This window comes from Xylophilus rhododendri (assembly GCF_009906855.1).
GTDB lineage: Bacteria > Pseudomonadota > Gammaproteobacteria > Burkholderiales > Burkholderiaceae_C > Xylophilus > Xylophilus rhododendri.
The window spans coordinates 385,840-404,521 of the sequence record NZ_CP047650.1 but is presented as its reverse complement, the minus strand read 5'-3'; the positions used below and the strand labels follow the sequence as shown (position 1 = coordinate 404,521).

The 18,682-nt window shown below is 66.6% G+C and carries 14 protein-coding genes and 1 pseudogene; 6 read left to right on the top strand and 9 right to left on the bottom strand.

Annotated features, from left to right (window positions below; genetic code table 11):
• Nucleotides 1-3: 3 nt before the first annotated feature.
• The 3 genes from GT347_RS01855 to GT347_RS01845 are packed head-to-tail and all read right to left on the bottom strand — an operon-like array spanning nucleotide 4 to nucleotide 3,370.
• Nucleotides 4-741 carry a class II aldolase/adducin family protein gene (locus tag GT347_RS01855; protein ID WP_160550362.1) on the bottom strand — a complete coding sequence of 246 codons (738 nt, stop codon included), beginning with the start codon at nucleotides 739-741 and terminating at the stop codon, nucleotides 4-6.
• Nucleotides 742-777: 36 nt separating this feature from the next.
• Entirely contained in the window at nucleotides 778-1,767 is a 990-nt protein-coding gene (locus tag GT347_RS01850) for an alpha/beta hydrolase (RefSeq protein WP_160550361.1), read from the bottom strand.
• A gap of 13 nt (nucleotides 1,768-1,780) precedes the next feature.
• A complete protein-coding gene (locus tag GT347_RS01845) occupies nucleotides 1,781-3,370 on the bottom strand; it encodes an ABC transporter substrate-binding protein (RefSeq protein ID WP_160550360.1) in 1,590 nt (529 codons plus the stop codon).
• Nucleotides 3,371-3,540: 170 nt separating this feature from the next.
• Between GT347_RS01845 and GT347_RS01840 the strand changes: the two genes are divergently transcribed.
• Nucleotides 3,541-4,353, top strand: a complete 813-nt coding sequence (locus GT347_RS01840; RefSeq protein ID WP_160550359.1) for an AraC family transcriptional regulator — start codon at nucleotides 3,541-3,543, stop codon at nucleotides 4,351-4,353.
• A gap of 154 nt (nucleotides 4,354-4,507) precedes the next feature.
• Nucleotides 4,508-5,740 (top strand): MFS transporter, encoded by a 1,233-nt coding sequence (locus GT347_RS01835; RefSeq protein ID WP_229722875.1) that lies wholly within the window; start codon nucleotides 4,508-4,510, stop codon nucleotides 5,738-5,740.
• Nucleotides 5,741-5,759: 19 nt separating this feature from the next.
• On the opposite strand, the gene GT347_RS01830 is transcribed toward GT347_RS01835, so the two are convergent.
• From GT347_RS01830 to GT347_RS01820, 3 genes are all read right to left on the bottom strand, one after another.
• Complete coding sequence (locus GT347_RS01830; RefSeq protein WP_160550357.1) at nucleotides 5,760-7,121, bottom strand: ArgE/DapE family deacylase; 1,362 nt, start codon at nucleotides 7,119-7,121, stop codon at nucleotides 5,760-5,762.
• Nucleotides 7,122-7,198: 77 nt separating this feature from the next.
• The gene (locus GT347_RS01825; RefSeq protein WP_160550356.1) at nucleotides 7,199-8,221 is read right to left on the bottom strand and encodes a hypothetical protein; all 1,023 of its coding nucleotides are present in this window, start codon (nucleotides 8,219-8,221) and stop codon (nucleotides 7,199-7,201) included.
• Nucleotides 8,209-8,799, bottom strand: a complete 591-nt coding sequence (locus GT347_RS01820) for a hypothetical protein (RefSeq protein WP_229722607.1) — start codon at nucleotides 8,797-8,799, stop codon at nucleotides 8,209-8,211. Before GT347_RS01820 ends, GT347_RS01825 begins: the two co-directional genes overlap by 13 nt.
• A 213-nt stretch (nucleotides 8,800-9,012) precedes the next feature.
• On the opposite strand from GT347_RS01820, the gene GT347_RS01815 reads away from it, so the two are divergent.
• Nucleotides 9,013-9,651: a LysE family translocator gene (locus GT347_RS01815; RefSeq protein ID WP_160550354.1), complete on the top strand. Its 639-nt coding sequence runs from the start codon at nucleotides 9,013-9,015 to the stop codon at nucleotides 9,649-9,651.
• Nucleotides 9,652-9,658: 7 nt separating this feature from the next.
• On the opposite strand, the gene GT347_RS01810 is transcribed toward GT347_RS01815, so the two are convergent.
• Complete coding sequence (locus GT347_RS01810; protein ID WP_229722606.1) at nucleotides 9,659-14,221, bottom strand: chemotaxis protein CheB; 4,563 nt, start codon at nucleotides 14,219-14,221, stop codon at nucleotides 9,659-9,661.
• 160 nt (nucleotides 14,222-14,381) lie between these two features.
• On the opposite strand from GT347_RS01810, the gene GT347_RS01805 reads away from it, so the two are divergent.
• From GT347_RS01805 to GT347_RS01795, 3 genes are all read left to right on the top strand, one after another.
• Entirely contained in the window at nucleotides 14,382-15,044 is a 663-nt protein-coding gene (locus GT347_RS01805) for a sensor histidine kinase (RefSeq protein WP_160550352.1), read from the top strand.
• Complete coding sequence (locus GT347_RS01800; protein ID WP_160550351.1) at nucleotides 15,044-16,387, top strand: sigma-54-dependent transcriptional regulator; 1,344 nt, start codon at nucleotides 15,044-15,046, stop codon at nucleotides 16,385-16,387. Before GT347_RS01805 ends, GT347_RS01800 begins: the two co-directional genes overlap by 1 nt.
• 198 nt (nucleotides 16,388-16,585) lie before the next feature.
• Nucleotides 16,586-17,119, top strand: a complete 534-nt coding sequence (locus tag GT347_RS01795; RefSeq protein WP_160550350.1) for a hypothetical protein — start codon at nucleotides 16,586-16,588, stop codon at nucleotides 17,117-17,119.
• A gap of 52 nt (nucleotides 17,120-17,171) precedes the next feature.
• Here the strand turns inward: GT347_RS01795 and GT347_RS01790 are convergent, their stop codons facing one another.
• Entirely contained in the window at nucleotides 17,172-17,660 is a 489-nt protein-coding gene (locus GT347_RS01790; RefSeq protein ID WP_160550349.1) for a hypothetical protein, read from the bottom strand.
• A 253-nt stretch (nucleotides 17,661-17,913) separates the two neighbouring features.
• Nucleotides 17,914-18,405 (bottom strand): annotated as a pseudogene (locus GT347_RS01785) (FxDxF family PEP-CTERM protein); the annotation flags it as partial.
• Nucleotides 18,406-18,682 lie beyond the last annotated feature (277 nt).

Sequence of the window (18,682 nt, the reverse complement as noted above, 5' to 3'; positions counted from 1 at the left end):
TTATCAGGCGATCAGCCGCAGCGCCGAATCCCAGGCCAGCTGCGCATGCTCCAGCCCTTCCTCGCGGTTGAACTGGTCGGCCGTGCGCTGGCAGACCTCGGGCGAGGGCAGGCTCAGCTTGCGGCCTGAACTCAGGGCCTTCACCTGCGCCTGGCAGGCGCGCTCCAGGAAATAGATGTTGAGGAAGGCCTCGGGAATGCTGCGGCCGCCGGCCAGCAGGCCGTGGTTGCGCAGGATCATCACCTGGTGCTGGCCCAGGCTCGCGACCAGGCGCTCGCGCTCGTCGAGGTCCAGGGCGATGCCCTCGTAGTCGTGATAGGCCAGCCGGCCGTAGAACTTCAGCGCGTGCTGGGTGATGGGCAGCAGGCCTTCTTCCATGCAGGCCACGGCCATGCCGTCGCCGGTATGGGTGTGGATCACGCAGGCCAGGTCGTGGCGGGCCATGTGCACGGCGGAGTGGATGGTGAAGCCGGCGGCGTTGACCGGCTCGGCGGAATCCCGGGCCTCGACCACGCTGCCGGTCGGGTCGATCTTCACCAGGTCCTCGGGCCGCATCTCGTGGAAGAGCACGCCGTAGCGGTTGATCAGGAAATGGTCGGGCGTGCCGGGGATGCGGGCGCTGATGTGGGTATCGATCAGGTCCGTCATGCGGAAATGCGCGACCAGGCGGTAGAGGGCGGCCAGTTCCTGGCGGGTGCGGGCTTCGGCGTCGGCCAGCAGGCCGGGTTCGGTGGGCGTCATGGGAGAGGCAGGGTCAGGGGAAGAAAAAAAGGGCGGTCATGCGTGCTGCTGCAGCCAGCGCACAGTGTCGTCGAAGGCGGTGTTGGCCACCTCGGCGATGGAGACGGCTTCGAGGAAGCTGTGCACCGTGCCGGGATAGACCCTGGCCCACAGGTCCACGCCCGCGGCTTCGAGTTTGGCGACCATGTCGATGCTGTCGTCGTACAGCGGATCGCATTCGGCGATCACCAGGCAGGCCCGCGGCAGGCCGCGCACATCGGCGGCCAGCAGGTTCATGCGCGGGTCGGCGAAGTCCTCCTGGCGGCCCAGGTAGTTGCGGTAGAACCAGACCATCATGTGCAGCGAGAGGCCGTAGTCGCCCGCGCCGTAGCGCACCACGGAGTCGCGGTAGAGGTTGGTGCTGAAGCCGGTGTAGTTGAGCACCATGGCGCGGATCGGCTGGCGGCCCGCATCGCGGAAGTGCAGGGCACAGCCCATGGTGAGGTTGCCGCCGGCCGAGTCGCCGCCGACGAAGAGTTGGGCGGGGTCGAAGCCGATCTCGCCGGCATGCGCGGCCAGCCATTCGATGGCGTCGATGCACTCTTCCAGCGGCTGCGGAAAACGCGCCTCCGGCGCCCGGGTGTAGTCGATGCCGACCACCACGATGCCGGCGCGGTGGGCGTATTCGCGCATCAGCCGGTCGTGGGTGTCCACGCTGAAGAGCACGAAGCCGCCGCCGTGGATGTAGAGCAGGGCGCCGGGCATGCGCTGCCCGGCCGGGTGGTGGATGCGGATGCGCAGCTCGCCGTGGCGGGTGGGGATGTGGCGCTCCACCGTGCGCGCCATCGCCGGGCCGCCGGCGGCCCAGGGCGCCCGCACCTTCTCGGCGATGTCGCGGCCCTCGGCGATGGAGACGGTGTCGCGCCGCGGGTATTGCGATGCGTCCGCCGACATGCGACGCACGAACTCGCGGATCTGCGGGTCCATGGGCGCCGGCAGCGCGCCTTCGGGCCTGGCGGCCAGCTGGGGTTCGACCGGGGAGGTCATCGCGCCCGCGTCCTCAGGCCTTGAAGTACACGGTGTCGAAACTCTCGTGGATGCCGATGGCCGTGGTCACCAGGTTCTGCAGGCGTTTGTCGTAGATGGTGGGGAACTCCATCTCTACCAGCCAGGCGATGGGCACGTCCTCCACGATCAGCTGCTGCATCTTGCTGTAGAGGGCCTGGCGCTTGCTGTCCTCCACCTCCACCGCGGCGGCGTCGGCCAGCTTGTCGACTTCCGGGTTGGAGTAGCCCACCGTGTTGGTGAACATGATCTTGCGGATGTTGGAGCTGACGTAGTTGCGTGTCACGCCGAGCGCCGGGTCGCCGAACTGGTAGAGCCAGAGCAGGTTCAGGTCGTAGTCCCAGTTGGCGATGCGCTGGCTGTAGCTGCCGGTGTCGGTGGACTCCAGCACCACCGTCACGCCGATCTTGGAGAGGCACTGGCGGATGTACTCGCAGGTGCGGGTGACCATCTCGCCGTAGGGCGCCACCGGCAGGCGCACCCGGGCGCGTATGCCCTTGGCGTCGGGCTTCAGGCCCATCTCGTCGAGCAGGGCGTTGGCCTTGGCGATGGAGAAGTCGTACTTCTTCACGTTGGGCTCGTAGAAGCGGGTCTTGGAGTTGACCGGGCCGGTGGCGATCTTGCCGAAGCCGTAGAGGATCTTGTCCTTGATCACGTTGCGGTCGATGGCGTGCATCACCGCCTGGCGGAAACGCTTGTCGTCCAGCGGCGCGGTGCGGTTGTTGATCTCCAGCCACATGATGGGCGCGAAGTATTCGTAGCCCCTGGTGGTCATGGCCAGCTGCGGCAGCTTGCCGATGCGCTGGGCGTCGAACAGCTCCAGGTCGGTCCACTGGGTGAGCTGCACCGTGCCCTTCTCGATGGCCAGGGCGCGCGAGGCGCCGTCGGGCACCACGCGGTAGATGAGGGCGTCGAGGTAGGGCAGGCCGGGCTTGAAGTAGTCCTCGTTCCTCACCAGGTGGATGTGCGAGCCGCGCACCCATTCCTTGAACTTGAAGGGCCCCGAGCCGATCGGGCTCATGTTGTTGGGATTCTTGGTGATGTCGGTGCCGGCGTAGATGTGCTTGGGCATCACCGGCAGGTTGGAGATGTCGAAGGCGCCGATGAAGGGGCCGAAGGGCTCGGCCAGCTTGAAGACCACGGTGTGGGCGTCCGGCGCGGTGATCGACTCGCAGCGGCCGAAGATCGCCTTGGCGCGCGGATGGGTGATCGGCAGGAATTCCTTGACGGTGTAGAGCACGTCGTCCGAGGTCAGCGGCTTGCCGTCGTGCCATTTGGCGGCCGGCTCCAGGTGGAAGGTGTAGGTCTTGCCGTCGGGCGAGATGGTCCAGCTCTTGGCCAGGCTGGGCATGGGCTTGAGGTCGAAGCCGTAGGTCAGCAGGCTCAGGAAGATCTTGCCCGACACCATCTGCGTGGGCGTGAGCTGGCTGATCGCCAGGTTCAGCATCGGCGGCTCGGGCTGCACGATGGAGTTGAGCGTGCCGCCGCGGGTCTGGCCAAAGGCCTTGGTAATGCCGAAAGAAGCTTCGAACAGGCCCAGGGCGCCGGCTGCCACCAGGCTCTTGTTGAACTCACGTTTGTGCATGCTGATCCTCGTGTGGGGAAGGAGCCGCCGCCTGCTGCCGGCGGCCCGCCGTATGGCGAAAATCAGTGTAGGCAGGGGCCTGGCGCGGCACCGGCGGGATCGAGCCGAGTTCTGTTTCGCGCGGGCCAAACTGACTTGGGCGTGCTTCTTGCGTGCCCGCAGGCCCAGCCATGAACCCAGCGAATCCCGCCCGCAGCGTCGTCTTCCAGGACTACCAGGACATCCCGCGCCCGGTCTCGATGATCATCGTGGAGCACGATCCCGAGCCCTCGATGATCGTGCCGCGCCATTCCCATCCGCGCGCCCAGCTGGCCTATGCGGTCAAGGGCATGTTCACCCTGCACACCGAGGCCGGCGCCTGGCTGGTGCCGCCCAACCGCGCGGTGTGGGTGCCGGGCGGCATCGAGCACGAGATGCATGCGCGGGGGCAGGCGGTGTCCAACCGCTCGCTCTACATCCAGCCCGATGCCTCGCCGAACCTGCCGGGCGAATGCTGCGTGATCGAGGTCTCGCCGCTGCTGCGCCAGCTGATCATCGAGGCGATCGACATCCCCCTGCTCTACGACGAGGCCGGCCGCGACGGCCGGGTGATGCGCCTGATCCTGGACGAAATCTGCGCCGCCCCCCAGGTGCCACTGCATGTGCCCATGCCGCGCGACGCCCGCCTGCTGCGCATCTGCAAGGCCCTGCTGGCCGACCCCGGCCGCGAGGGCGACCTGGAGGACTGGGCCCGCTTCGGCGCCCTGGGCCGGCGCACCCTGACCCGGCTCTTCCTGGAACAGACCGGCATGACCTTCACCCTGTGGCGCCAGCAACTGCGCCTGATGGAGGCGCTGCGCCGGCTGTCGCTGGGCACGCCGGTGCACAAGGTGGCCATGGACCTGGGTTACGAGAGCCCGAGTTCCTTCACGGCGATGTTCCGGCGGGTGATGGGCAAGACGCCACGGCATTACCTGGGGCGGGGCGAGGGCGAAGGGGGCTGAGCGGTACTTGTGTGGCGCGATGATGGTGGCTGTCTGTCGATTGGTGCAGCAGCCTGGTTGGGAAGACAGGCCGCGTGAAATGAACACGAGCCGGTGCTGTGGCTTGAAGCGGCCACCATTGCCGGGAAACGATTGATTATTCGGCTTGAACGAAATGGAAGATGCCGGCGCCGACCAGGGAATCTGCAAAAAAAGCTGGCTCGTGGTTCAGGCACTGAGCGGCGCTTCTCAATGGCTGGATATTTTTCTCATATTTTCCATCCCATCGTTCCTGTGGCACGCGCCTCCTGCGGACATTGCTTTGGTCGCTGCGGCGTTTGCCATCCCTAGCCTCGTGCTGGGGCCATTTGTCGGATTTTTGACGGATCGCGGCGACAGCAAGATCATCATGCTGTACGGGGCGACAGCGCGGACGGCGTTGACGATATGCATTGCATTCGCCCCGTCTCTTTATCCGTTCCTGGCGCTGGTGTTTGCAAAGGGGCTTGCCAACACCTTCTACTGGGCGTCCAGTTCGGTCATGACCCGGCGCTTGGTGCCAGCGCATGCACGCACCCGCTATTACGCCAATTTGAGTGCGCTGGACCAGGCTTCGAAAATCGCCGCTCCGCTGTTCGCCGGTGGGCTCACCCAGCTGCTTGCCATGCCCATGGTATTTTTGTTTTCGGGGGCAATCATGGCTGCAGCTACTGGTTTGTTGCCGGCAGTCTTGCTTCGCGATCCGGAAACGTGCAAGGCCTTGGAGGAGGCGGGTTCATCAGAAGCCGATCGGCCAACGCCCGCATTTGGATTGATGACGCGATTGCCGAGGGGGCTTCTTCTCGGCGCACTGGCCAGTGTTGCAGTATCCGCCCTGCTGGCTGTCTATGACCCCCACCTTGCGGCCTATCTGAGTTTTCTGGGATTCAGTGGAGAAACATATTCCTGGATCATGTCGTCAACGGCTCTTGGCGCAGCCACGGCGGCTATATTGGTCCGTCGTGTCGTGATCGGTCGAAATTCCGTCGCGAATTTAATGCGCGGCGGTTTGCTGGTTTATTCATGCGTGCTGGTCGTGACTGCGTTTGTCGTCTCGTATGTGCCGCAGAAATCCATCGAGCCTTTTCTCATGGCGCTCTGGTTTGTGAATGGATTCGGGTACGAATTATTTGCGATCGGAGCAGGCGTGAACCTGCAGAACCTCTGCCCGCGACAGTTGCTGGGGCGGGTCAGCACCTCCATCCGAAGTGCCCAGCTCGCGGCCGTCCTGTCTTTTCCGATCTTTGGTGCCTGGCTGATTGCCGTGTACGGACGAACGGCACCTTTTGTTTTTTCAGCTGGGGCGGCGGTTCTGTTGATGCTGGCGGGCGCCGCGCTGTGGCTTCGACCGGTATCCGGCAAAGTCTAGACGGCGGCGCGAGCGCCTCTCAAACGCTGTGCAACACCGGCCGTGCGGCGGGCGCGAAACTGGAGTCCACCACCGCCGCCAGCCGGTTCACCCCGCACCAGCGCGCCATGAACACCGCCAGCACGGCCGTCGTCTGCATCACGCTTTCGATGGACACCCACTCGTCGATGCCGTGGATGTTCTCGCCGCCCGAAGGGCCGTAGCAGATCGCCGGCGTGTCGCCGTAGAGGTTGAAGAACTTGCAGTCGGTGGTGCCGGTGAAGGCGGTGGGGGTGAGCTGGGTGCCGACCACGTCCAGGTGCGTCTGCGAGATGGCGGTGACGATGGGCGCGTCGTCCGGCACATGGCAGCCGTCGGCCTGGAAGCCTTCGTAGTGCACCCGGTAGGTGAGAGCCGCATGGGCGGGATGCGCCTCGTAGGCGGCGGCCAGCAGGGCTTCCACTTCCTGCTTGATCTGCGCCACCTTGCGGTCGGGATAGAAGCCCAGGCGGATGTCGGCCCGGCAGGCCGAGGGCACGGACGAAGCCCATTCGCCGCCGCTGATCTTGCCCAGGTTGAAGTTGATCGGATGCTGGTGGTGGGCGAAGCTGCGGTAGCGGGCGCTGGGGGCGTTCCATTTGTCTTCGAGCTTCTTGAGTTCGCCGAACAAATAGAGCGCGAAGTCGATCGCGCCCACGCCGGTCTGCGCGATCGAGGCATGCACCGGCTTGCCCAGCACCTCGATGGCCAGCCACAGCACGCCCAGCTGGCAGGTCATCACGCCGTTGGGCGCGATCGGCTCGGGGATGACGGCGGCATCGGCGCGGTAGCCGGCCACCAGGCAGGCCAGGGCGCCGTTGCCGGTGCACTCCTCCTCGATCACCGACTGGAAGTAGACGGGCGAGGCCGGTTCCAGGCCGATGGACTTCAGCGCCTTGTAGGCCATGGTGTAGGCGACGATGCCGGCCTTCATGTCCGAGGCGCCGCGGCCGTAGAGCCGGTCGCCCTCGACGCGGCCGGAGAAGGGGTCGTGCGTCCACAGCACCTTGGCGCCGGTGGGCACCACGTCGATGTGGCCGTTGAAGATCAGCGAGCGGCCCTTGAAGGGGCCGCCCGGCCGGTGGATGCCGACGACGTTGGTACGGCCGTCGTAGGAGACGATGGAGGGCGAATAGCCGGGGTGCTGCTTGAGTTTGTCTTCGTCGATCTGGAAGGCGTCGACCTGCAGGCCCAACGATTCGAAGGTGCGCGCGACGAGCTCCTGCGCGCTCTGCTCCTGGCCGAGCAGGGAAGGGTGGGTGACCAGTTCGCTGAGCAGGGCGACGGTTTCGCTGCGCAGGGCATGGGCGGCGGCGACGATGGCGGCTTCGTCGGCGGTGGCTTCGTGTTGGTTGGCTTGCATGAAGCGATTCTTCCACCGCTGGAGCCTGCCGGTTGTTCGGATCGGGCCGGGGTTCGTCGAAAACGTGCCGGCGCGGGCTAGCGGTCGAAGATCGAGAAGTCGCCGGCCTGGATGGCGGTGCGCATGGTGTCGAAGGCCGCCATGACGCGCTGGTAGGCCCCCGGGGAGGCCCTCAGCATGTTCTCTACGTGCTGGAACCGGCTGTCGTCGCATTCGCCGTGCAGGGCGCATCGCTGGACGACATCGAACTCCTGGGAATCGCATCGGAGACCGGCGCTGCAGGGGAGCAGATAAAGGGCCATGCCAATGTCGGTGTCGGCATTGAGATCGTAGAAATTGCCAGCCAGATTGAATCCATTCTTGCCATCTTTCTTCCCCAATGCGAGGCGCAAACCGAGTTCTTCCCACAGGAGTGGATCTCCGGTCTTGAGGATGTCGGCCGCGGCATGATTCAAGTCGGCAGATTGAGCTGGGTTGCCGAGATAGCCGGTGAATGCCGTTTGATAATGACGCCCGGCTTTTATAAGTGGATCACGGATTTGCCCCTCACGGTACAATTCGTCCGCGCGGATATTGGATGTTTCGCTGGGTAGCAAGTCCGAACAACGAGTGCGGAGCTGGTCCAGCGATTTTGATCTCTGGAGAAATTTAGAGGGATCTTCCTCAGGCGAATAGCTTGTTGCCGTGTTGGCAAAAATGTCGGTTGCCAGTCGCAGGCTTTCACACTCGCGCATGACCTTGGTGGCATATTGAAAGCCACCTTGTTCAGGATGCTGAAGAGCGAACATCAGGAAGGGTCTCATGTTTCCGCCAGAATTGTAGCTCTGGAGTAATTCTGCTGAGATGGGTATGGTCGCAGGCGTGCCAATCGCGGAATTGGCCGGCATTTGACTGAGTTTTTGTGATTGCTCGGTGTGTAAGTTATTTTCCCTGCCGACTACGGAGGTGGTCGCGTGCTCGGCAGGTGCCTCGGATCGCGGCTTCAGCAGCATGAAAAGTGCTGCCAGCACAACACCAACGGCAAAACTCGAAATGAGTCGCCGAGTCCATTTTGTTTGCGTGGATTTTGTCATGGCGACGATTGGGGTTACGTTGTGCATACCGGCTCCCGCGGATTGTGCTTGAGCGAGTCGGGCAAAGGCTTGTCGAGCAACTTGATGGTGGAGAATGCATAGTTTGGCACGACGGCCCAGGATTCGGTCCAGCCATCGCTGTAGGTGACTTTAAAACCCTTGTAAATTTGACCGTCGAGCAGAAAATTGAGCCCATTGACCGCGGCGCCATACTGCGTAATCAGTTTCTGCGCCAGAATCACGTTGAACACCTCTTGCGCCGTCAACCATCTCGAGAGAATGTCTGAATTGTGCGTGACATGCTTCGCCTGCGGACTGACGGGCGCTATGCAAACATGGGACATATCCCACGCCCGTTGTTTGGAGGCCATCATGGCGGCGCCGGCGCCGATACCACCTACGGAGCCGCCGCCCGAAAGTGCCTCGGATGTGTATTCAGGTGAATACCAGGATGAACTTCCAAAGTTGACGGTATTTCCTGTTACCGTCACTGTAGGTAGGACTGCGTATTCCGTTGCCAATGAGTTGCCTGCGTGAAACGTCGATACGATCAGAAGTTTTTGACAAAAGAGTGCTTTCTGTCTCCATCCCATATGGGCCTCCATCCAGCTTCGAATTCGGCGGATTGTTGGCGGGCAACATGCGGTGGTCAATTATGTAATTGAGATGAATTAATCGAAGAAGAAGATTGGCTGCTCATTCTGAAGCTTGATCTTGATGAATACTTGGCTTGATTTTTGGGGCTATTTTGTTTATGCACGATGGTTGCCGGCCAAGGCGATGTGCGAAAATCGACTGCTGCGTTTGATTCCATTCCCATGCTTAGCTTTCCCGAACTCGTCCTGTTCTGCCTGGCCGCCCTGGTCCTGGTGCTGACGCCGGGCCCCAACATGATTTATTGCGTGTCGCGCACCTTGTGCCAGGGGCGGCGTGCGGGTCTGGTGTCGCTGGCCGGGGTGCTGGTGGGTTTCGTGTTCCACCTGGTGGCCGCCGCGCTGGGCTTGACGGCCCTGCTGGCGGCGGTGCCCTTTGCGTTCGACGCGGTGCGTTATGCCGGCGCGGCCTATCTGCTGTGGATGGCCTGGCAGGCGGCGCGGCCGGGCGGCGCGGCGCCCTTCGCGGCGCGCAGCCTGCCGCACGATTCCACCGGCCGGCTGTTCCGCATGGGGCTGGTGACCAATGTGCTCAACCCGAAGGTGGCGATGTTCTATCTGTCCTTCTTCCCACAGTTCCTGCATCCCGAGCGCGGTTCGGTGCTGCTGCAAAGCCTGGTGCTGGGGGTGGTGCAGATTGCGGTGAGCGGTGCGGTCAACTGCACGCTGGTGATGTTCGCGGACAGGATCACCGGCTTTCTGTCGCGCAGCGTCGGCTGGATGCGGGCCCAGCGATATGTGATGGCGAGTGTGCTGGGGCTGCTGGCGCTGCGCATCGCGGCGGACGGGCGCAAGGCCGGCTGAAGAGGCCTCAGGGGCCGGCCGCGCCGCTCTTGCGCGGGACGAGCAGGGCCAGCAGGTCGGCCAGTTCGACCGGCTTGACCAGATGGGCATCGAAGCCGGCGGCGGCGGCGGCTTCGCGGTCCTGGCCCTGGCCCCAGCCGGAGGCGGCGATCAGCTGCATTTCGCGGCCCCAGGGCAGCGCGCGCAGGCGCCGGGCCACTTCGTAGCCGGTGAGGTCGGGCATGTCCAGGTCCAGCACCGCGACCTGGGGCCGCACGGCTTCGGCCACGCCGAGGGCATCGAGTCCGCCCGCGGCGGTATGCACCTCGAAGCCCTGGATCTCCAGCAGCTTGGAGATGCTCCAGGCCGCGTCGGCGTTGTCGTCGGCCACCAGCAGGCGCCGCACCTGCGGCGTCGGGCCCGAAAGCAGCGAGGGGGCCGGCAGCCGGGCGGGCGCGGCCACGGCGGCGGCTTGCGGGGCGGCCATCGGCAGCCGCACCACGAAACGGCTGCCGCGGCCGGCGCCCTCGCTGCTGCCCACGACCTGGCCGCCGTGCAGTTCGACCAGGCGGCGCACCAGCGCCAGGCCGATGCCCAGTCCGCCGGTGGAGCGGTGGCCGTCGGCCGCGCCTTGCAGGAACATCTCGAACATCGATTCGACTTCGGCCGGCGCCATGCCGATGCCGTTGTCCTGCACCTCGATCACTGCGGTGCGGCCCTCGGCCTGCGCATGCAGGCTGATGTGGCCGCCTTCTGGGGTGTAGCGGGCCGCGTTGGCCAGCAGGTTCGTCAGGATCTGGCTGAGCCGCAGCGGGTCGGCATGCAGCAGCACCGGGGTGGATGGCAGCTGCAGTTCCAGGGTGTGCTGGGCTTCCTCGAATGCCGGGCGCACGGCGTCCACCGCACGCTGCACGGCTTCGGCCAGATCGACGGTGCGGCGCTGCAGCACCAGCCGGCCCACGCGCAGGCGGGAGATGTCGAGCAGTTCGTCGAGCAGGCCCTTCATCACATTGGCCTGCCGGTGCACCACCTGGGCGGCGTGTTCGCGGTCCTTGAGCTGCAGGCGGGGGGTGAGCAGGGCCTGGGCGGAGCTGTGCACCGAGGCCAGGGGGTTGCGCAGCTCGTGCGAGAGCACGGCCAGGAAGCGGTCCTTGGCGACATCGGCGGCCTCCAGGGCGGCGCGCGAGGCTTCCTTCTCGTGCAGGGCGGCTTCGAGGTCGGCCCGGCCGCGTTCCAGGGCGGCCTGGGTTTCGCGGGCGCTGCTCTGGTCGCGCAGGATCTTGACGAAGCCGACCACCGCGCCGGCGTGGTCGCGCATGGTCATGAGGGCGCCGCCGCCCCAGAAGACGCTGCCGTCCTTGCGCATGTGCAGGCGCTCGTAGCGGGCCGTGCCTTCGCGGGCGGCCAGGGCCTGTTCCTGGGCGGGCAGGGCGGCCTCGCGGTCGGCGGGGGTGAATAGCATGTCGGCCTGGCGGCCCATGGCCTCGGACTCGTCATAGCCCAGCAGCCGCTCGGCGCCGACGTTCCAGCTGGTGATGCGGCGCGTGGCGTCGAGCGTGAAGATGGCGTATTCGACCGCGTTCTCGATGATCAGGCGCAGGCCTTCCTCGCTGCGGCGCAGCGCGTCCTCGGCCCATTTGCGTTCGGTGATGTCGGTGCAGACCAGCAGCACGGCGGCGCCGGCGTCGCTGCTGTTCATGAACAGGCTCATGCTCAGGAACATCCACAGCGTGCTGCCGTCCTGGCGCAGCATGCGCGCTTCCACTTCGAAGGCCTGGCGCTCGCGCACCAGGCGCACGAAGAGGCTCTGCACCCTGGGGCGGTCGTCCGGGTGGATGGCGGCGATCACGGGGCGGCCGAGCAGCTCGGCCTCGGCGTGGCGCAGCGTCCGGCGCAGGGCGGCGTTGCAGAAGAAGATGCGGCCGTCGAGGCCGGCCTGCAGCACGCCGACGGCGGCCTGGTTGACCACGGCGGTGAAGCGCGCATCCGACAGCCGCAGGGCTTCGCGGGCGTTCTTGTGCTCGGTGATGTCGATGAAGGCCAGCACCACGCCGGCGATGCGGTCGTCCTGGGTGCGGTAGGGCAGCAGGCGCACCAGGTTCCAGCCGCCGCTGGCGGTGCCCACCTCGCGCTCGAGCGGCGCCAGGTTTTCGAGCACGCGGCGCGCATCGGTGCTGAGGCCGGGGTAGTCGAGTTCGGTCTTCAGGTCCGATAAGGGCCGGCCGAGGTCGGCTGGGATCAGGCTGAACAGGCGCACCGCCGAGGGCGTGAAGCGGGTGATGCGCAGCTCGCGGTCGAGGAACACCGTGGCGATGGCGGTGGCGTCCATCAGGTTGTGCATGTCGCTGTTGGCCTGGCCGAGTTCATCGACCTTGCTCTTGAGCTCGGAATTGACGGTGTGGAGTTCCTCGTTGATGGACTGCAGCTCCTGGCGGCTGGTCTCCAGCTCCTCGGTGGCCGAGCGCAGTTCCTCGTTCATGGACTGCAGTTCCTCGTTGCTGGCCTTGAGTTCCTCGGTGGAGGCCTCGTACTGCTCGACGGTGTCGCGCAGCTGGGATTTCAGGCGTTCCAGCTCGGTTTCGACATGACTCGGCAGGGGCTCCTCGTGCGGCTGCAGGTCTTCGTCGGCGGCGGGCTGCAGCTGGGTGTCCGGGGATCGTTCCGCGCGGAAGGCGACGAGCCGGTGGCCCGGCGCCACATGGCCCGCGGGGCTGACCGAGATGTGCAGGGTGACCGGCCCTTCGGGCAGCTGCACCGTCTTCGGCGCGAGGTGGACCGGGGCGTCGTTCTGCGCCGCCTTGTGGATGGCGGCGCGCAGCCGGCCGCGCAGGTCGGCATGCACCGCCCGCAGCAGGTTGCGGCTGGGCTCGCCGCCCGGGAACTGCAGGAAGCGGCCGGCGGTGGCCGAGAGGTGCACGATCTCGTGCTGTGTATCGATCAGCACGGTGGGCGGCGCCACCGCCTCCAGCATGCGGTAGTGCAGCTCGGCCCAGCTGAGCTGGCGGCTGCCGCCGTGGGGCAGCGGGATCGGCGCGATCGGCGCGGCCAGGCGGCGCGAGGCGCCCTGCAGCGCCGGCGCCGGGCCGGCGCGCGCGGCGCTGGCCGGGGCGTGCGCGCCGGGGGCTTTCGAGGGCAGGGCGCGGCGCTGGTAGATGCGGCACTGCGGATCGAGCCCATCGAAATGCCGGCTGCCCTGGCCCACCGACTCCGATGCGCCCAGGAACAGCAGGCCGCCCGCCTGCAGCGCGAAGCCGAAGGTGTCGAGCACCTTCTGCTGCACCGGCCGCTGCAGGTAGACCAGCAGGTTGCGGCAGGTGACGAGGTCGAGCCGGGAGAACGGCGAGTCGCTCAGCACGTCGTGGGCGGCGAACAGCACCATCTCGCGCAATTCGCGGCGCACGCGGTAGGCGCCGTGCTCGCGGGTGAAGAACTGCTGCAGCCGGGCCGGACCGACATCGGCCTCGATCGCGCTCGGGTAGCGGCCCTCGCGCGCCAGGTGCAGGGCGTCGTGGTCGAGGTCGGTGGCGAAGACCTGGATGGCCGGCGGCGCCTCCAGGGTGCGGGCATATTCGGTCAGCAGCATGGCGACGCTGTAGGCCTCCTCGCCGCTGGCGCAGGCGGCGACCCAGACGCGCACCGCGTCCGAAGGGCGCTTGCCTTCGAACAGCGCCGGCAGCCGCGCCTGCAGGGCCGCGAAGCATTCGGCGTCGCGAAAGAAGTTGGTGCCGGAGATCAGCAGATCCTGCAGCAGGGCGGCGGATTCGCCGGGCAGGGTGCGCAGGCAGTCCAGGTAGGCGGGCAGGTCCGGCACGTTGTTGACCTGCATGCGCCGCGCGATGCGGCGCAGCACGGTGGCGCGCTTGTAGCACAGCAGGTCGCGGCCGGTGCGCACGCGCAGAAAGGCCAGCACGTCGCGCAATGAGTCCTCGCCCAGGTCCGCCGCCAGCGGGGCCTGCCGTGCCTGCAGCTGCGGTGCCTGCTCCGGCGCACGGGCGTGGTGCTGCAGGATGCGCGCGCCGATCTGCTCGACCGGCAAGACCCAGTCGGCCATGCCGGTGGCGATCGCCGAGCGCGGCATGCGGTCGAATTCGGCCTGCTCCGGATCCTGCACGATGGCCAGGCCGCCGCCGTCCCGGATGGCCCGGATGCCGACGGCGCCGTCGCGGTCGGCGCCCGACAGGATCACCGCCACCGCCCGCGGCCCGTGAGAGGCGGCCAGGCAGCGCAGGAAAACATCGACCGCATGGTGGCGGTGGCGCTCGCGCGGCAGCTCGCTCAGCCGCAGCATGCCGCCCTCGCTGCCCAGGCCCTTGCCGGGCGGGATCACGTAGACGGTGTCGGGCTCCATCTCGCAGGCCTGCTGCACCTGCAGTACCGGCATCGGCGTGTGCGCCTGCAGCAGTTCGGCGAGCGTGCTCTCGTGCCGGGCCGAGAGGTGCAGCACCACCACATAGGCCAGGCCGGTGCCGCCGGGCGGCAGCGATGCCAGGAAGCTGCGCAGGGCCTTGATCGAGCCGGCCGAGCCGCCGAGCGCGACGACCGGCAGGAGGGGCAGGAGCGGCAAGCCCTGGCGGGACGCCGTGTCGTCCATGCCGCCGGGTTCCTGCCTCTGTGGTCCGCTCACTGCTTCGTCCATGCCAGCTCCTGAGGAACTGGACATTATCCGAGTGAGTCGTGACACTCTGGCCCACCATACATTTTTTCGCGCAGCCGGCCGCAGGGTGCGGAATGCAACGGCACACTAGCGCGCCATGGAGATTCCCATCACCTCGATCGCCGTCTGCCTGCCGGCCGGCTTTGTCCATTCGCTGCGCACCCCGCTGGGCGCACTGACTTCCGCGCTGGAAGTCGCGCAGATGCCGGTAGACGAAGAGATGCGCAACAGCGCGCAGGCGATCGCACGGCGCCAGGCGCTGCGCCTGGGCGATCTGGTGTCGGAGCTGGAAGCCTATTGCCACCTGCAGCGCATGGTGGAGGAGGGCGATGAGCCGACCTTGCTGCCGGCCGACCTGGCGCCCCTGGTCATGCAGCTGTGGGCACGCGCCGCCTCGGCGGTGGAGCGCGCCGCCGAGCAGCCGGAGCTGCCGGCCGGGCTGCTGGTGCTGGTGCAGCCGGAGTTGCTGCGGCCGGCGCTGTCGGTGCTGGTCCACCATGCGGTGGTGCATGGCCTGCAGCTGGAAGGCGAGGCCTGCGGCGACTGGGTCGAACTGCGCGCCGGCTTCCCTGACACCGCCCCAGCCTTCGAGGCCGGCGACGAGCCCTTCGACGGCGGCCCCCTCGAACTCGCGCGCCGCACCGCCCTGCTGTGCGGCGGCACGCTGCAGGTGCAGCGCGGCGCCGATCGCGCCCTGCCTTTCTGCCTGCGGCTGCAGGCCGCCTCCCTATTCATGCAAAACGCGGAAGGACTCTGGTGATGGCCCATGCCCTGGTGGTCGAAGACGATGCGGACTCCGCGATGATGATGGCGGCCATGGTCGCGCGCAGCGGTTTCACCGCCAGCACAGCTTCCAGCCTTGACGAGGCGCGGCGCATGCTGGCCCAGCGCAGGCCCGACATCGTGCTGCTCGACCTGCAGCTGCCCGACGGCAGCGGCATGGCGCTGCTGGACGATGCCGAGCTGCTGGCCAGCGCGCCGGTGGTGATGGTGACCGGCCACGGCAGCCTGTCGAGCTCGGTGGATGCGATGCGCCGCGGCGCGGCCGACTACCTGGTCAAGCCGGTCGATCGCACCCGCCTGCAGGAGGTGCTGAGCCGCTGCGCCCTGCCGTCGGCCAGCGCGGGCGCTGCAAGGGCGGATCTGCCCCAGCAGCCCGGCCCGGCAGCCCGGCCGGAACGCCTGATCGGCAGCTCGCCCGCCATGGTCGAGGTGCGCCGGCAGATCGCCCAGGTGGCCCCCACCCAGGCACCGGTGCTGCTCAGCGGCGAGAGCGGCACCGGCAAGGAGCTGGCGGCGCTGGCCCTGCATGCCGGCAGCCGCCGCGCCGCCGCGCCTTTCCTGGCCGTCAATTGCGGAGCCTTGCCGGTGCAGCTGGCCGAGAGCGCCCTGTTCGGCCACGAACGCGGCAGCTTCACCGGCGCCGAGCGCCAGCACCAGGGCCTGTTCGAGCAGGCCCATGGCGGCACGCTGTTCCTGGACGAGGTCACCGAGTTGCCGCTCGGCCTGCAGGTCAAGCTGATGCGGGTGCTGGAGGACGGCAGCTTCATGCGCTTGGGATCCAACCGCACCCGCCAGACCGATGTACGCATCGTCGCCGCCAGCAACCGCGATCCGCGGGTGGCCGTGGGCGAGGGACGCCTGCTGGCCGACCTGTACTGGCGCCTGGGGGTCTTCGAGATCCAACTGCCGCCGCTGCGCGAGCGGCGCGAGGACATCCCCGCCATCGCCCAGCAGCTGCTGGCCCAGATCGCGCAGCGCGAAGGCCGCGAGAAACGCCTGGCGCCGCAGACGATCGCCGCCCTGAGCCAGCGTGCCTGGCCGGGCAATGTGCGCGAGCTGCGCAACGTGCTGTACCGGGCGTGGATCAGCAGCCCGGGCGATGTCGTCGTGCCCGGCAGCCTGCCGGCCGTCAGGCCTTGGCCGAACGAGAAGACCGCCACCGACAAACTCATCTCCCCGGGCCTGAGCCTGGCCGAGGCCGAGCGGCTGCTGGTGCTGGCCACCTGGGAACACTGCCACCACAACCGCGAGCAGACCGCATCGGTGCTGGGCATCAGCGCCAAGTCGCTCTACAACCGGCTGCGCGCGTACAAGGCCTGAGCCGCGACGCCGCGCCGGTGGCGTCAAAAACCGCTGCAAAGTCCCGCAATTGCCGCAATTCGCCGGTGAAATCGGCGGCTTCGCCGAGGCCGTCCCTCTGTAGCCCGGCAGGAATGCTTATTGCGCTGCTCATGGTTGCGCGCCCGCCATCCGGGAGTACCGTTTTTCCGGCGGAAGCAGGGCGCCGGAGACCCTGGCATGCGTTTCAAGCTACTTTGCATCGGCCCCTCGCGCATCCGCGTGGTGGAGCGCATGGCGGACACGGAAAACCAATTCTGTCCGGACGCCCTGCGAGATGTGCTGCAGGAGGCCCTGCAGACGCGCCGCAGCGCCGCCTTGCAGGCGCCCTGGCAGGGCCTGCAGACCACCGCGGCCGAACACCAGGGCGCTCTCTCGGTCCGCATGTCAGATGCCGACGCCCACCCCATCCTCACTCTGGGCGTGGCCTCGCACAAGGCGCACGGCCGGCCGCTGTGGCGGGTGCTCACCGCCTTGATGCCCGAAGAGTGCCTGGTCAACAACCCCGAGCCGCCCAGCCGCCGCTGGTGTGCTTGGGTCTGGCACGGCGACGAGGAAGCCACAATGCCGCCCGAACGCCAGCAACTGATGCAGGCCTTCGTGCTGGGCGTGGCGCGAGCCTGGATGGAAAAGCGGTCCGCCAGCCGCGCGCTGCCGCGGGACACCGACGTGCCGCTTTTTCCCGAAGCCGGCTCACCGGCGGTAGAAGCCTGAACGTTGTCGAGGCTGCCGCGCACCGCAAGGGCGGGGAGCGGCGGTCAGGCGTTCAGACCGCGGTGCCGAGCGCCAGATGGGTCAGGGCGATGACACGCTGCCCCTTCACCCGGATCGCATCGCCCCAGGCAGTGACCTGGCAGCCCGGCTGAAGCCAAGGCGCGAAGTCGGTATTTTCCTTGGGCGGCAGGCGCAGGATGTCGCCGTTATCGAGCAGTGCGCCGCAGAGCTCTCCACGAGGCGCGAAAAGGCTCAGTTCGACCGTGCCGCTAACCTCCACCGGCTTGGCTGGCGGCGGGGCAGGGTGCTGCGGCGGATGCGTGGGCCCTTCATCGGTCACGCTGCCCTTCGGCCCGGACACACTCACCGCCGCCAATACTGGCGCGCCACGCGGACGTACGCCCCGCATCACCACCTCGTCGCCGGGCTTGATCTTGCGCTGCAACGCCTGCGACAGATGGGGTGGCAGATGCACTTGCATCTGGTCCTTGAGCAGCAGGCCGTCGGCTTCGCCACGTTCGTTGAAGAGCAGGCGGTCCACGGTGCCATGGACGGCGGGGAGGGAGTCGGGGTCTATCCAATGCATTGCGCAGGTCTCGAAAATGGGTAAGCCCCGACCTTCAAACATCGCCGCGATGTTGCGAGTCAGCGCGGACCTTGCAGAGCGGTCCGACAAAGTGCGGGTGGAAGGCTCCGCTCCACGCAGAGCGTTCAAACAAAAAAGCCCGGCAGCGCCGGGCAATGAATGGAGCGACGAAAGCGACAGTGTTTCCGTCTTCTGCTCCTTGTCCGCATCAGGCGGAAGCGTTTTCTTCCAACTTTTTGGATGCCTTCTTGCGCTTGGCAACAAAACCCATGACACCCAGCCCAGCAAGCAGCATGGCATACGTTTCAGGCTCCGGAACAGGAGCGAGCTGCACGATGCTGGTGTAGCGGGAATCGCCGATGCTGGTGCCATTGACCGCCAGCGTGTACGTGGCCGCCGGGCTCAATGCAAAGCTTTTATTTGCAACCGTGTCCACCACGATGCCATTGCCCAGGTCCATGTTGACGGGGCTCGCACTGAACACGATGGGTGTGAGGCCAGACAGGCTTGCCGTCGTCGTGTAAGTGCCGAGGTACAAGGCCAGCGAACTAAGCGAGACGCCATAGCTGCTGAAAGTAGATGCGGTCGATACCAGGATCGAACCAGCGTTCGGGCCGACCGTGAAATTGAACAGGTCCGCAAAACTTCCATCGGTGGTGTTGGTGCCCTTGGTGGTGGTGGTGGTCACCAGGCCCAAGTCGGTAACGGTGGTCGTCGCAGCGGCGTGCGCGCTCATCATTCCGCCCAGGGCGAGAGCTATTGCGATGGCAGAGGATTTGAACATGGCTGATTCCGGTAAGAGTTGGTGAGAAGAGAAGGCAGACGTACTGTCACAAAGCCGTGAGATGGTCTCAATAGTCCATCTGGATCAATGCAGGCAGGTCAATAGTTTTTCTTGCGAGTCCGACCCCATTTGGCTGACGCAAGCCATGCATCCAGTCCTACAAGGTCCGGCGTTTGCTCCAAAAAACGGGCAG

Coding starts and splice junctions, on each gene's coding strand:
- GT347_RS01855 (WP_160550362.1), bottom strand. CDS start 741: ATGACGCCCACCGAACCCGGCCTGCTGGCCGACGCCGAAGCCCGCACC.
- GT347_RS01850 (WP_160550361.1), bottom strand. CDS start 1,767: ATGACCTCCCCGGTCGAACCCCAGCTGGCCGCCAGGCCCGAAGGCGCG.
- GT347_RS01845 (WP_160550360.1), bottom strand. CDS start 3,370: ATGCACAAACGTGAGTTCAACAAGAGCCTGGTGGCAGCCGGCGCCCTG.
- GT347_RS01840 (WP_160550359.1), top strand. CDS start 3,541: ATGAACCCAGCGAATCCCGCCCGCAGCGTCGTCTTCCAGGACTACCAG.
- GT347_RS01835 (WP_229722875.1), top strand. CDS start 4,508: ATGGAAGATGCCGGCGCCGACCAGGGAATCTGCAAAAAAAGCTGGCTC.
- GT347_RS01830 (WP_160550357.1), bottom strand. CDS start 7,121: ATGCAAGCCAACCAACACGAAGCCACCGCCGACGAAGCCGCCATCGTC.
- GT347_RS01825 (WP_160550356.1), bottom strand. CDS start 8,221: ATGCACAACGTAACCCCAATCGTCGCCATGACAAAATCCACGCAAACA.
- GT347_RS01820 (WP_229722607.1), bottom strand. CDS start 8,799: ATGGAGGCCCATATGGGATGGAGACAGAAAGCACTCTTTTGTCAAAAA.
- GT347_RS01815 (WP_160550354.1), top strand. CDS start 9,013: ATGCTTAGCTTTCCCGAACTCGTCCTGTTCTGCCTGGCCGCCCTGGTC.
- GT347_RS01810 (WP_229722606.1), bottom strand. CDS start 14,221: ATGGACGACACGGCGTCCCGCCAGGGCTTGCCGCTCCTGCCCCTCCTG.
- GT347_RS01805 (WP_160550352.1), top strand. CDS start 14,382: ATGGAGATTCCCATCACCTCGATCGCCGTCTGCCTGCCGGCCGGCTTT.
- GT347_RS01800 (WP_160550351.1), top strand. CDS start 15,044: ATGGCCCATGCCCTGGTGGTCGAAGACGATGCGGACTCCGCGATGATG.
- GT347_RS01795 (WP_160550350.1), top strand. CDS start 16,586: ATGCGTTTCAAGCTACTTTGCATCGGCCCCTCGCGCATCCGCGTGGTG.